The organism is Candidatus Jordarchaeum sp. (assembly GCF_052745115.1).
Genome location: NZ_JBRAKS010000074.1, coordinates 1 through 13,579, shown reverse-complemented (window position 1 = coordinate 13,579; position 13,579 = coordinate 1). Strand labels below are relative to the sequence as shown.

Sequence of the window (13,579 nt, the reverse complement as noted above, 5' to 3'; positions counted from 1 at the left end):
AATTATTCTTTTCGAACTATCCCAACAACCCACATACTTAAGGCGCCTTCTCAATTCTTATTTTAATAAAATTTAAATAAAAGAATAAATAAATATAATAAAACACGAATTTCTTTAAGAACAACCTTCATTGAGGGATACTATGTCAGAGGAAGAAATCTTTGAAAAACTAAACCAAGCACTAACAGAAGGTGACGATCTCCTCGCAGCTGACCTGGCAAAACAAGCACTAAAAATGGGAATATCCGCCATTGACATATTAAACAAAGGATGCACTCCAGGAATGATGAAAGCCGGAGAAATGTACGCATCCGGTCTCGGTGGAGCCTCACTAACAGATCTTCTAATGGCTGGCGAGGCCATGCAAGCGGTATTAACAGTGATAAGGCCTCACCTGAAAGCAGAAAAGTCAGAGATGGCAGGCAAGCTAATTATCGGAATGGTTGAGGGAGACCTGCACACCATAGGAAAATCAGTCGTTATCTCAATGTTCGAATCTGCGGGCTGGGACGTCATCGACCTAGGCGAAGATGTACCCCTAAACAAGTTTATAGAAACCGCTAAACAGCAAAATCCTGACATAATCGGAGCAGCCTCAGCTATTACAGGCTGCCTAGACAAGTTAAAAACTTTAAAGGAAATTATCGACAAGGAGAAAATTCCGGTCAAGTACATGGTCGGTGGATGGGCCACAGGCCCAGAATTTGCAAAAAGTATTGGTGCCTACTTTGCAAGAGATGCTCTAGCAGCAGTACAACTAGCCACCGAACTCATGGAAGAGGCCTAGGAGAGAATGGAGGTGTGGAGAATTGACTGAAGGTGAAGAATATTTATCATGGTATAAGAAGCCAGAGCCGTACACGGTGCCCTCCGAGAAGCCAGCCGAAGCTGGTGGAAAAAAGGCGGCCGACTGGTGCGATTACGCCTACAGTGAATGGGAAATCTACGAGAAACTGAAGATTCCCGACTGGTACTGGAACTTCAAAGACCCCGAATGGTCTGAAGAAGAACAGGTCATGATGGAGCGCATAATGCTCAAGATGCACGAAAACATAGCTAAGGAAAAAATGACCCCCATAGACCGATACTGGGCCACCGCTTATGGTGTGGAGAGAGACCGCTGCCCCATAATGGCCGGCAACTACGCTCTCGCCACCACTGCTCCAAGGTTACTGGATGCCTGGGGTGTAGTTTTGAAGGGAGTGGACTTTCACAGATATCCTAAGCTACACGTAATAGCAACCAACATGGCTGTGGCAAAATTCGCTACCGACATTATTTTCACTCACAAAATCACCTACTCTGAAGCTGAGTGGGGTGGACATGTTTATCTAAAGGAAACCTCGGCTCCCGTATGTAGAAGCGCGGGAGCAATGGAAACTGGCTTCAAAGTTCCATGGTTACCATATAGGACCGCCCCGTTCCTATCACACAAAATACCGGAAGCGGACTACGGAGCATACGCACATCAGCTCTGGGAAATCAGAATTATTAAGGAGTATCTAAGAAGGGCGGGGCTCTGGGGAGTAATGCCCCTTATGACAAATACCTGTGTAGGCCCCATAGGCACCGCCGGAGCAGCCATTGGTCCTACTTTGGGTATTCGAGAGAGAGCCATTATGTATAAGAGGAATCCTGAATGGTATCATATGTGTATGAGGGAGGCTCTCAGATTCTGCATCAGACACCACAGAGCGGTAAGAGACGCTGGAACAGACATCATGTTCTTCTGCGACGGTCTCAACACCATGGGTACGGACATGACCGCAGACCTAATACAGTATCACGTGGAGCTATGTAAGGAGGTGCACTGGCCGCCCGGAGGAACACTGATTACTGGAGGAGACTTCAGAAGACATGTGGACATCTTAATTCAGTCACATGGAAAGTACGCATACATGGTGGGCAGCGACCACGTGTGGCCAATTGAAGACGCTCTCAAAACCTGTCTCCACTATGATAAGATGTGGTTCGACTTTCCGGACTGGGACAAGATTAAGGCAGCCGACCTTTCAGAAATTGCAGCCTATGAGAAAGAGAGATTCAAAATTGCCTGTTCGAACCCCAAGAGCAAGTACTGGAACCCGGGACCAAGCGACTACTGGATACCCATGGAAAATTACCAGGCTTGGGTTGACGCATCTAAAAAGTATGGTTCTTATCCCAATGGCTGGGAGCAACCATAAAAAAGTTAACTACTGTTAGGATGGTTTATTGTAATGGCTACCGCGGAACAAGCTGATGCGTGTTATCAGCATAGTGCGAAAAGGATTAAAGACATGTCTGAGGAAGGTTACGGCGAAGGATGGGAACCCTTCCAAATGTGTTTCTGGATGAAAGACTTGAACCGGGGATACCTATTTAAGTTTAAGAAGGATGGGATACTCGAAAGTACCGAAATAGTGACAGAAGAACCTACCGGCATAAGTGCCGTCGTTATTATGTCTAGTGATGATTGGGTTGGTCAGCACACGAAGGAAGTGGATTTGGCTGAAAAATACTATTCTGGAGAAATGCAAATTAAGGGTGACGTGGCGGTGCTACAGCAATACAAAGTCTTCGCTTCCTACGAGCCCTATTATCCTCCGGGACATCCTAAACACAAAGGATAACTTCGCTAACCTCTACCAACAAATCTACCAAATTCCTTCCCACATTTTTTACATTTAAAAATACGAAAAATTCCCGACACCACAGGTTCATCTCTCACGCTTTGCACGGAAAAAGAGCCACAATGCGTACACCGAAAACGGCTGATGTCGAATCCAAAATCTTTCGGCGAAAATGAAATATCGGAATTATCTCTAGATGGTTGCTTTTCTTCTAGTTCATCGGGCAGTATATTCACCACCAGACTTGCTTAATAACAGAATTTAAATACAATTATTTTCAATGAATTAAAGTAGAAAAGCTAATATATATTGATAATGAAAATGATACAAGCCAGATTTATTTTATGAATTAGAATTTAAAACTTTAAAAAAGAGGTGTGGTTCTACATGTCTAAAGTAACCAAATGCGCAAAATGCAATTCAGAAAATATCCAAATGAAGGAAGTCTCTGTACCCTCAATACTTGAAATAGGAAGAAATTTCCCGGCTGACGCCTATGTGTGCCTTAAATGTGGATACGCAGAATTTTATTTCAGGGAACTCGATTTTACCACCCGACCACACTAAAGGGAAAACAGAGACAATTAATCAATGTTATAAGTCTGTAAATAAATTACACTTGGGATTAAAATGGCTAAAGTTGCAAAAGTAGGAGAGATGCTCTTCCCTCTTAATCTTCACTACTCACACCATAAACGCGGCCATATGTGGGTTAAGAAATTGGAGGACGGAAATATCAGAATAGGCTTAGACTCCTACGGAGCTATACCTATGACGGTTACAACCATCACTCATCCATTACCATATGTCATTGAATTGCCTCCCGAGGGAACACAACTCAAACAGGATCAAGCTTTCGGTCTCCTAGAAACAGTAAAATACATAGGCCCATTCTTCGCGCCATTATCAGGAACCATTGTTGAAGTTAATCCGGATAGAATATCATCTCCACCACATAATATTAGAAATGCTTACACTGATGGCTGGTTCCTGATTCTTAAACCAGAAAACTATGAAGCGGAAATAAAAAATCTTCTTACAGGCGAAGAAGCAATAAAATGGATTATTCAAGACATAATTGAGTTCACTGAGGAAGATGACGAAATCATAGAACAAGCAAAGCAAGGATACACCATAGTGGATATGGACTTGCCCTAATTCTAAAAAAATTATTTTTTACGCACTTTTTAAAGAATAAACTAAAGGTCCCTCTTTATTACTAACACCATAATATTATCTGATTTACTCTCAATGCTCCTTTTAAACTCATCCGGATTTTTTATGACCGCACCTCCGTCGTATATTAAAAAGAGAACATTACTGTAGATACTGCTGAAAGCAGGAATGTGAGAAACTATTTCGGTCACCGCTCGTTCCAACTCCTCTCTGCTCTTAACCAGTTTTACCTCCATGGCCAGTAAACCCCTTAAAAGTATGAAATCAACATTATAGGCTCCCATATAAACTTGGATAATTTGGTCACGCAACAAGGTGGAATCAAAAGACAAACAAATATCCCTAATCCTATCTTTCAAATCCTCCTCATCCTCAAAAGCCTTCCCTTTACTTAATTCCCCTCTTAGAGTCTCAATCATTCTTTGAACCAGATCCTTATCCTTTGACTTTTCAGAGAAATATTTAGCAAAATTTTTAAGAGACATTCAGCAAACACCACCAAACTAAGCAATAATTCGATAATATAAGATTAATCGACAGAAACCTGAAATAATCAATCCAAATTTCTCAGTTCCTCCTATAAAAGAATTACCGATATAATAAGAGTTGAGCAAATTCCAGTCAAAAATATTAGGTTTTAAAAGAAAGATTGTTTAAAGAGTGAAAATGGCTAGAATTTGGAGCTTTTACGAGTCTAAAATTAGTTATATTAGTTAGAGTTTCAATTGAATGGGTTTTCTTTCTTTTTGGAACTGCTCTAGTGTTTTACCGAATTTGCCTTCTACATATGGTCTGTAGATGTTATTGTAGGTACAAAACGGAATTATTTTCCCATCGGGGGTGGGATAATTTATGTCGCAGTACTGAACTCTTTCGAGATCCATATTGAACGGATCCATAAAATGCATCAGTCCCAGCATAATTACGTTGTGCATGAAGGCTCTCAGTGAACCATAGCTACCCTTTTTTAAAAGCATTGATGTGAGGTCCTTAATCAAACCCTTTTTCTTGATATGTCTTACAGCACCCCGCGAGTTTAAGTTTAGCACGTACACCCGCAAACCGCTTTCCCTCAGCGTAGAGATTGCATATATCCTCCAGAATTCCCAAGATTTTATCTATATCGATGACCTCAGTAATCGGATAGTAGGATCCATCATCTCTGAGAAACAAGAAACTAGACATACCGCACGCAAAATGTGCGCTTAGCTCAAGCTCTGGACGCCCCTTAATGAGTTCCAAAGCTCTTCCAAGCAACACCATGGAAGGAATAGTATACCAGTCTTTTACCCTTACCCGACCAGCAGTCTGCTTCTCAATGAGATGAATGATTTCCGGAATAGTAATACGCATCCTCAAGCGTTCTTCGTAGTCGATTCGACCAGCGATACTTACAGGCTGGAAGTTAATACATCGAACAATGTCCCGATTATCCAATGCAAATTGAATAGTTGCCCCCAGCTGGTCATCGTTAACACCCTTCATAACTGTTGGTACTAATATCACACCGTCCAGGTCTGCTTCCTTACAGTTATCCAATACCTTCTGTACGATAGGTCTTAGATCCATGTTTCTGGCTGCAATATACGGTTCAGCTTTAACACCATCAAACTGGAGATATATAGTATTTAGCCCGCATTCCACAAGCTCACGTATATAATCGACGCTCTTAGCCATCCTAATCCCATTAGTGGCAATCATGACATGATTGAATCCGAGTTCTTTATCCCACTTAACGTATTGGGTAGATTCTCACTGAGTGTAGGCTCACCACCCGCAAATTGAATGCCCGGGCAAGGTACTGGCAGGTTCCGCCGAAGATTCTTCATCATATCAAGTACTTCTTCTGGTGAAGGTTCGTAAATATTGCCCGATTCGCCGGCACTAGCAAAGCATATTGGACAGTTTAAATTGCATCTATTGGTTACATCAATTATAGCTAGAGCAGTGTGCGATTTGTGATTGGGGCATTGGCCACAGTCTTTGGGACAGCCTTCGGCAGTTTCGGTTCTCGGGTTGTCAAGACCTATCGTCTTATACCAGTATGTCATGGCGTGTTTGAACATCTCTGCATCAGACCAATACAAATCTATAAACTCGCCGTGCTTATCACAGGTCTTCCTCATCATAACTTTGCCGTCTTCTTCGTAGACCATAGCCGGTACAACTGTCACTATCTCATCAAGTTTACACACAGGACAAATAGACTTGGTCTGATAGGGTAACTCCCGAATGGGATGCTTCTCCGCGTGAAATCGGAAAAGGTCCTTGTTCTCATGTATGGATGCCACTTCAGGCAAAGGTTTAATCCTTTTTGTCCCCATAAATTAACAAACCCACCTAATAACTATGATACTAATGTTGATAACGATGATTTAGTTTACTAAACCTAAATTTAATATAAGCGTTTCCAGTTAACAGTAATCTAAACAGAAATGAGTGTTTTCATAGGCTACTGAGGATTTAATAGAGGTTTCATGTTCCAATTTCATATTGCTTGTGGTTTGAATTCTCCGAATACTTCCCTTAACACGTCACATATTTCTCCAATTGTTGCATAGGCCTTAACCGTCTCTATCAGGGTTGGCATAAGATTACACTTATTATCCTTCGCCTCTTTTCTCAGTTTTTCTAGTAGATGCTTAACCAGATTGTCATCTCTCTTATTTTTGATTTTTTGCAGGTTTGAGATTGCTTCCTTTTCAATCTCGGGATCGATCTTGTGTAGGGTGAGCACTGGTTCTTCTTCGGTTTGAAACTTGTTTACTCCCACAATAATTTTTTCGCTTCTCTCTACTTCTTTCTGGAACTTGTAGGCCATTGTGGCTATTTCTTTCTGAACATACCCCTTCTCTATGGCTTTCACCATTCCCCCCATCTGGTCAATCTCTTCGATGTACTGCATCGCCATCTCTTCGATTTTATCGGTTAGAGTTTCTATAAAGTATGACCCTCCAAGAGGGTCTATAGTGTTGGTGACACCGCTCTCATAAGCTAGTATCTGCTGGGTTCTTAGCGCGATTCTTACTGATTCTTCTGTGGGAAGTGCGAGGGCTTCGTCCATGCTGTTGGTGTGTAGAGATTGGGTTCCTCCCATTATGGCTGCTAGGGCTTGAATCGCTACTCTAATAATGTTGTTCTCGGGTTGTTGGGCTGTTAGGGTGGAGCCCGCGGTTTGGGTGTGAAATCTTAATTGCATGGAGCTTTCATCCTTGGCATTGAATCGATTCTTCATTATTTTGGCCCATAGTCTACGGGCCGCTCTGAATTTTGCGATCTCCTCTAAGAAGTCATTATGCGAGCTGAAGAAGAATGACAATCTTCTTGCAAACTGATCAATATCCAGTTCTCGGTCTAATACCGCGTTCACATAGGATATTCCATTGGCGAGTGTGAAGGCTACTTCCTGTACCGCGTTGGACCCTGCTTCTCTTATGTGGTATCCGGATATGGATATCGGGTTCCATCTGGGCATATTTTTTGTACAGTATTCTATCACATCGGCAACCAGTCTCATGGAAGGCTCTGGGGGGAAAATGTATGTTCCCCGGGCAATGTACTCTTTCAGTATATCATTTTGCACCGTGCCGGCCAGTTTTGAGATGTCAACTCCCTGTTTCTGAGCCACAGCAATGTACATGGCTAGTATTATTGCGGTGGGAGAGTTGATGGTCATTGAGGTGCTAACTTTATCTAAGGGTATCCCCTCAAAGAGGGTTTCCATGTCTTTTAGGGTGTCTATGATTACTCCTACTCTGCCTACCTCACCTTGGGCGAGGGTATGATCAGAGTCGTAGCCCATCTGTGTGGGTAGGTCGAATGCGATGCTTAGTCCTGTTTGGCCTTGCTCTATGAGGTATTTGAATCTGAGATTGGTTTCTTTTGCGGATGCGAAACCGGCGTATTGACGCATGGTCCAGAGCCGTCCCCTGTACATTGTGGGGTAAACGCCTCTGGTGAAAGGATATTCTCCTGGGAACCCTAGCTCCTCAATATAATTTTTCTCTATTCGGTCCAGTGGAGTGTAAATTCTTTTTTCCTCAATTCCTGACGCCGAGAAAAATATTTTCTCACGTTCCGGGTTCTTTCCTAAAAATTTTTCTAGTTTTTCTTTCTCCCATTTTTTGAATTCTTTTTCCAGAATCTCTTTATCTTTTGTTTCTATTTTGGTCAATTTACAAACCCTCTAGCCTACAGGTTTAAAGATGATTCCAAAATTTGGTTTTCCTTCAGGGTCCACTGATACTTGACCGTATGTGGGTTTAACTTTCATTCCTATCTCAACTTTTTCATTTTCCAATATATGCCCTAGGGCTCTAACCCCATTGTTGAATTCCACTATTCCGAAGACGTATGGTGGCTCTCCTTTTAGGGTTTCGGGGAGTGCATAAAGCTTGGTGAAAGTGGTGATCGTGCCACTATCCAAGGGTTCGGGATAGATATCTTCAAATTCTGAGGATTTACACTTAATACATCTGGCCCTTCCAGGATACTGTATTTTGCCGCATCTCTTGCATTTGATTCGACGCAGCTCTGCCAATATTTTTTCCTTATCCTCCATATGTTAATCACCCTTACGATATTTGCGTGTTTATTTATGAACTCTTGGTTAGCAATTCACATATATAAATTATATTAAGAGCTTTAAACACATTGCCCATCGAAATTAAAGAAAAGTGAGGGATGGGAAAAGAAGTTCCTATTAGTGAAAAGGAGAATATTTGCTAAAGCGTAAATGAAAAAAATTAACAATCTTCATCTTTTTATCTTAGAAAGTAGATATCAAATATATTTATCTAATTATAGTTGGAGGGGTAAGTCAGAAGGCTTGATTATTAAAGCTTTATACCAGTATAGATCGAAAATCTTTTTAGTTAACTTCAAGAAATCTTCGGATCTACTAAAAATACACTTGCTGTAATCAATCGAATCTCCGGCTCTAAGGAAAACCATAGCTCCATTATCCGTAATCATGAGGGATAAATTAAGTTCTTCGGATAACCGTACACTGTTAAAAAAATCAATTTGTTTTAATAATTCATTTGCTCGGGGAGTCAAATATTCACTTCTTGTGAATTTTTCAAATAGTTTGCGATCGATAATCGCCTTGATATCAAAGCCGGTTCCCGATTGAACTTTTTTCTGTGTAATAGGAATTACTGAAGTTTGTAATTGGTCCGTAACAGCGTAAATATATTCATTGGACTTCTTGATTAATTCTGCCCATAATTCAATGTTTTCCATAGTTTTTGTTCCAAGTTCGATGTCTGATAAGCATACTATCTGGAACAGAATTTCCATGGGTATGTTTTCAAAATTGTGAGTATTTATAAAATCCACTAAACTCAGACTGTTCTCAAAAAAGGGGGTCACAGAACAAATCATTTTACCAAAAGAAGTGATTTGGTAATCACCTTCAACAGTCTTTTGAATGAGCTTTGCTTCTTGTAATCTTTTTAAGTGTCGGGATACCTCGGGTCCCGTGAGCCCTAATTCAGTTTCCAAATGCATATGCTTTTTCTTTTTCTTAGAAATAGATTTTAAGATGCTATATCGTTCTCCATGGGATAATTCGAAGAATAAGTCGTTAACCTTCATATTTCATCTAAATTTTCTTTTAGTATATCTGAGAATATAAAATTAACTCAGAACCAAATAATTAAGATTAATCTTAAGAATTAGGATAAATCTTAATTCGATAAGGCTCATATTAGGAATTTTTTAAATAAAACATTCATTAAAATATAATAAAGACTCAAAATGGAGAAGAGGAGGCTTCTTTTTGTTAGATGATTTGGAATTCAAAGTCTTACAAATACTAGCTAAGGAATTTGAATACACCCAAGGACTACACATGGAAATCAAAAAGCTTCGAAAATTATTGGGATTGAGGAAAGAATTGGACACAGTATTGGAGTCTTTAGAGAATCAAGAACTCGTAAACTTGTACAAGGAGAAGGACAAAATAAAACTTGCAAAAATAACCTGGAAAGGACTGAACGAGATCGGCGATGTCTCATTGAAATATGGTCTAGGTAAAGATTATTATAAAAATTATAAAATGGAGTTGTAAATGAAATGGATTACATGCCATGGTGGAGTGAGAAGAATAGAAAGTTTGCCGATGAAATGGAAGCGTTTGTAGATTCTGAGCTAGTTCCATTAGCTATGAAACTAGAAGAAGAAAACAAGGATCCAATGGCTATCCAATGGCAAGCCAGCAAGAAATGTATCGAACACGGATTCCATCCACTAATGGTTCTAACCGAGGAGAAATATGGGGGGAGTGAACAAGGCTATACGGGTTACACTATACTAAATGAGGAAACTGGGAGGTGCTTGTTGAATATCAACCCGCTCCTTACAAGTGTGTTTGGTGCTGGACCAGTCCTATTATTTGGGACTGACGCCCAGAAAGAAGAGTTCCTTGCTCCAATGGTCAAGGGCGAAAAATGGGCATCTATAACTGTAACCGAGCCGGACGCAGGAAACGATGTTGCTGGTCTACAATTACACGCCGAAAAAGATGGTGATGAATGGATCTTGAATGGTTGGAAACGATTCATTACCCTTGCTCCATTATCAGATTACCTTATGCTTTACGCTAATACAGATCCCCAAATGAAACAAATACATAGACACTTGACTGCTTTTATCGTGCCCAGACGTAGTAAAGGTATTACTATAGAGAAGATTAACCGTTTAACGGGTAGAGTTGAGATGGCAAATTCGGTTGTACGGTTCAGAGATGTCAGAGTTCCTGAAAAATGCATGATATTAGAACCGGGTGATGGTTGGATGGTGATGACGAGCGCCTTGAATATCGAGCGACTTGGTCTTGCGGGAGTAATTGGTCAGGGCAGAATTCTCCAGGAAATAGCACGTGCGTATGCCAAGAGAAGAGTCCAGTTTGGAATGCCAATTTCACGTTATCAAAATATTCAATTACGGATGGCAGAAATAAAAATGCGTCTGGAGACTGCTCGTGCTACCATCTACTACCTAGCTGATTTATTGGATAAAGGCGAGGCAGATATGTTTGAATTTGGTGTCAAATCTGCTGCAGCAAAAATTTATTGTACTCAATCTCTTGCTGAAATCGGTCAGCACGCGGCATATATTTGTGCAGGAGAAGGGTATACACAAGAATTCGGAATTTACGGTATCTTAGAAAACGCGATGTTAATGCAGATTGCGGGAGGGTCAAATGATATTTTAAAAATATTCATTGGACGAAACGAGTTTATTAAAGATATAGATGAGAGATTATTACCACGAGCATTGAGAGGTGTAACTAAAGAGGAGATTGAAAATCTAAATGAATCCTAAAAAAATTGTAAATACCTTTCCTACACCAATTTTAATTTTTATTTTCGCTACTATGTAAAAAGAAGCTTCCTTTCTTAAATCAAATATAAACAAAATACTGACCATAAAAATATAATTAATTAGTCCAACAACATAAAAAAGGAGGAATCGAAAAATGGGAGAATATGAAACCATATTGTACGAAGTGGAAGACCAAGTTGGTTGGATAACATTCAACAACCCCGAAAAAATGAATCCGCTAAATAAAAAAGTTTGGCATGAAATAATGGATGTGTTATTAAAAACTGAAAAAGGCGTCGATGTGCGAGTAATCGTAATAACGGGAAAGGATCCCGCATTCTCATCGGGTCTGAACATAAAAGAACTATCCACGGTCGGCTTTAAAGGATTGGGTGAGTTCCTAGCAGACTTACTTGATCCACATGAGCTCCTGATCAGGTATCCAAAACCGATGATCGCTGCGATTAATGGACTCTGCTATGCTGGTGGATTGGAATTGACATTGTTTTGCGATTGTGCTATTGCTAGCGAGCGTGCAGTGATGGGGTTCTGGGAAAATCGTCGAGGTTTGGTTAGTGGCACAGCTTTTCTTATGTTGGCCGACATACTAGGAATGAGACATGCAAAAGAATTATTATTAACTGGTAAAATAATAGACGCCCAGGAAGCTTATCGGATAGGACTAGTGAATAAGGTTGTCCCACATGAGAAATTACACGATGAAGTTATGGATTTAGCTAATGAAATGAAAAAAGTTGCGCCAGTAAGCCATAAATGGACAAGAAAATGGTTCGCTGAGAGCAGACATTTAAATCCCCACAAGTGTATCGGTTTACTCTGGGAGCCATTCTATGAACTATTTCGTACTGAAGATGTCATTGAGGGGTTCACTGCCTTCCTAGAGGGTAATAGGGAACCAAAATGGAAAGGCAAATAAAGCGGATTAAATTGCCTTATTGCTCAGTTGGTTGTATCTACTTCGCTTGTACCCTAGTGGGAGTGCAAAAACTTTTTTCTCTCTCCCCACCTATATCTTTTCCCTTGGAAGACTAGGTCTCTCAACATTTTCGAGTTTAGCATGATACAGTATAAAGAAAAATGAGTCGCTTAAAAACCCATAAATGCAGATGTTAATGGAGTATTCCCGATACCAATTTTTGTTTATAGATAACTGGGTCATGGCAAATTCATCAGAATCTTTAACCTACTGAGAAATATGGTGATTTTAGTCGATCAGAGTGTGAGTGTTAAACCAAAAGTATATATAATTTGTTTAATTTATTAGACCTTAGGCGTAATTATTTTTTATTCAGAAATGGGGCGAAAAAGTTTAAAATCCTTCAGAAATCCTACCGAAAAATGCAAAAACTGTGATAAAAGACGCTTGAAAACGGAAAAAAAATCCGGAAGTATCAATTACGCCTAAGGTCCATTTAATTACAGCAAGTGAGTATTTAAAGTAAAATTACAAATAATAGAGTAGTAGGTTAAAAATTTCAATCTACTTTCTCAAGCCTCTTATGGGGGTTTGAAATTTAAAAATTTTAAATAGGTGTGATGGTAAATGTCCGAAATGAAGGATTTTTTTAATGCCATAGTCTACTGTAATGTATTCATTGCAGCGGATAAGATGGGTGTAACTCCAGTGTTACTTGGACGCCAAGGAGCAACGGTATTAGCCCCGGTAATAGACGGTCTCTTCAAACAGATAGTAGGTTCAGATCCCCCTAAAACCATGGGAGAGTTCATAAAAAACATTGAAAAATTGGGAAAAGACACCGGACTATATCAAATTGAAATTATAGCGGATCCTTCTGAAAACGCACACAAAGAGAAAATTACTAACTGCATATGGACAGAAATGGCTAAATACGCGAAAACCTTGGGATACAACGCCTGTCCTCTGTGTGGCATAGCGGTCACTATAATGGGGGGTATCCATGCTCTAGGTTTGGGTGAAGTGAACCGGTTCGAAGCAGAAAATAACGAGAACGTTTGCATCTTAAAACTAGAAATGCAACAGAAATAAAATATTCCAATAGAGTCGTTAAAGCCGATCTTCCTTCAATTTTTTTCAATTTTTTTAAAAATTATGTGTGTATTTAGCTCAAGTTTCAGATCTCTCCTATAATTGCTGGAAAAGCGGAAAGAGGCTTAATGCTTCCCTCTTTTGCTTTAAGCGTGGAACCTGAAGGAAAAGCGAATAGAAACCTACGTTTGGCAAAAAGGGGAATAATAATCCTTTTCCATTTTGCTCAGCTAAATTCACACAAAATTATATATTTTTAAAGGAATATTTTCTCTTAAAAAGTGGATAAATAGTCTACAGATGCATGATTGATTTAATTTTTAAGATTTTTTAAAAATGATTTTTATTGTGTCTTCTGCTTTTGTTAATGAAGGGGGGACATTAAGGGCAATGTCATTAAGTTAAGCCCAAATTCTTTTCTTGTACTTATGGT

At 39.9% G+C, this 13,579-nt stretch carries 16 protein-coding genes; 9 read left to right on the top strand and 7 right to left on the bottom strand.

The window, feature by feature from the left end:
• Positions 1–142 precede the first annotated feature (142 nt).
• The 5 genes from ACUVXA_RS07250 (at position 143) to ACUVXA_RS07230 (ending at position 3,770) form a co-directional block, all read left to right on the top strand.
• Complete coding sequence (locus ACUVXA_RS07250; protein ID WP_445870580.1) at positions 143–787, top strand: cobalamin B12-binding domain-containing protein; 645 nt, start codon at positions 143–145, stop codon at positions 785–787.
• A 22-nt stretch (positions 788–809) separates the two neighbouring features.
• On the top strand, positions 810–2,186 hold the full coding sequence (locus tag ACUVXA_RS07245) for a hypothetical protein (protein WP_445870579.1): 1,377 nt from the start codon (positions 810–812) through the stop codon (positions 2,184–2,186).
• 33 nt (positions 2,187–2,219) lie between these two features.
• The gene (locus tag ACUVXA_RS07240; RefSeq protein ID WP_445870578.1) at positions 2,220–2,612 is read left to right on the top strand and encodes a hypothetical protein; all 393 of its coding nucleotides are present in this window, start codon (positions 2,220–2,222) and stop codon (positions 2,610–2,612) included.
• Positions 2,613–2,999: 387 nt separating this feature from the next.
• A complete protein-coding gene (locus tag ACUVXA_RS07235; RefSeq protein WP_445870577.1) occupies positions 3,000–3,179 on the top strand; it encodes a hypothetical protein in 180 nt (59 codons plus the stop codon).
• Positions 3,180–3,242: 63 nt separating this feature from the next.
• Positions 3,243–3,770, top strand: coding sequence for a glycine cleavage system protein H (locus tag ACUVXA_RS07230; RefSeq protein WP_445870576.1), 528 nt, complete (start codon positions 3,243–3,245; stop codon positions 3,768–3,770).
• Between the two features lie 41 nt (positions 3,771–3,811).
• Here the strand turns inward: ACUVXA_RS07230 and ACUVXA_RS07225 are convergent, their stop codons facing one another.
• From ACUVXA_RS07225 to ACUVXA_RS07195, 7 genes are all read right to left on the bottom strand, one after another.
• Entirely contained in the window at positions 3,812–4,273 is a 462-nt protein-coding gene (locus ACUVXA_RS07225; protein WP_445870575.1) for a PD-(D/E)XK nuclease domain-containing protein, read from the bottom strand.
• 228 nt (positions 4,274–4,501) lie between these two features.
• Positions 4,502–4,765, bottom strand: coding sequence for a hypothetical protein (locus ACUVXA_RS07220; protein ID WP_445870574.1), 264 nt, complete (start codon positions 4,763–4,765; stop codon positions 4,502–4,504).
• Positions 4,766–4,778: 13 nt separating this feature from the next.
• Positions 4,779–5,465, bottom strand: coding sequence for a hypothetical protein (locus tag ACUVXA_RS07215; protein ID WP_445870573.1), 687 nt, complete (start codon positions 5,463–5,465; stop codon positions 4,779–4,781).
• A 20-nt stretch (positions 5,466–5,485) separates the two neighbouring features.
• Positions 5,486–6,112 (bottom strand): radical SAM protein, encoded by a 627-nt coding sequence (locus ACUVXA_RS07210; RefSeq protein ID WP_445870572.1) that lies wholly within the window; start codon positions 6,110–6,112, stop codon positions 5,486–5,488.
• Between the two features lie 164 nt (positions 6,113–6,276).
• A complete protein-coding gene (locus ACUVXA_RS07205) occupies positions 6,277–7,953 on the bottom strand; it encodes an acyl-CoA mutase large subunit family protein (RefSeq protein WP_445870581.1) in 1,677 nt (558 codons plus the stop codon).
• 21 nt (positions 7,954–7,974) lie between these two features.
• Complete coding sequence (locus tag ACUVXA_RS07200; protein ID WP_445870571.1) at positions 7,975–8,349, bottom strand: Zn-ribbon domain-containing OB-fold protein; 375 nt, start codon at positions 8,347–8,349, stop codon at positions 7,975–7,977.
• 239 nt (positions 8,350–8,588) lie between these two features.
• Complete coding sequence (locus ACUVXA_RS07195) at positions 8,589–9,386, bottom strand: transcriptional regulator FilR1 domain-containing protein (RefSeq protein WP_445870570.1); 798 nt, start codon at positions 9,384–9,386, stop codon at positions 8,589–8,591.
• A 184-nt stretch (positions 9,387–9,570) separates the two neighbouring features.
• Here ACUVXA_RS07195 and ACUVXA_RS07190 point away from each other — a divergent pair, with 184 nt between their 5' ends.
• The 4 genes from ACUVXA_RS07190 to ACUVXA_RS07175 all read left to right on the top strand — a co-directional run bounded on the left by ACUVXA_RS07190 (position 9,571) and on the right by ACUVXA_RS07175 (position 13,146).
• Positions 9,571–9,861 carry a hypothetical protein gene (locus ACUVXA_RS07190; RefSeq protein ID WP_445870569.1) on the top strand — a complete coding sequence of 97 codons (291 nt, stop codon included), beginning with the start codon at positions 9,571–9,573 and terminating at the stop codon, positions 9,859–9,861.
• A 5-nt stretch (positions 9,862–9,866) separates the two neighbouring features.
• Positions 9,867–11,117 (top strand): acyl-CoA dehydrogenase family protein, encoded by a 1,251-nt coding sequence (locus tag ACUVXA_RS07185; protein WP_445870568.1) that lies wholly within the window; start codon positions 9,867–9,869, stop codon positions 11,115–11,117.
• Positions 11,118–11,271: 154 nt separating this feature from the next.
• Positions 11,272–12,054 carry an enoyl-CoA hydratase/isomerase family protein gene (locus tag ACUVXA_RS07180; protein ID WP_445870567.1) on the top strand — a complete coding sequence of 261 codons (783 nt, stop codon included), beginning with the start codon at positions 11,272–11,274 and terminating at the stop codon, positions 12,052–12,054.
• Between the two features lie 627 nt (positions 12,055–12,681).
• A complete protein-coding gene (locus tag ACUVXA_RS07175; RefSeq protein WP_445870566.1) occupies positions 12,682–13,146 on the top strand; it encodes a hypothetical protein in 465 nt (154 codons plus the stop codon).
• Positions 13,147–13,579 lie beyond the last annotated feature (433 nt).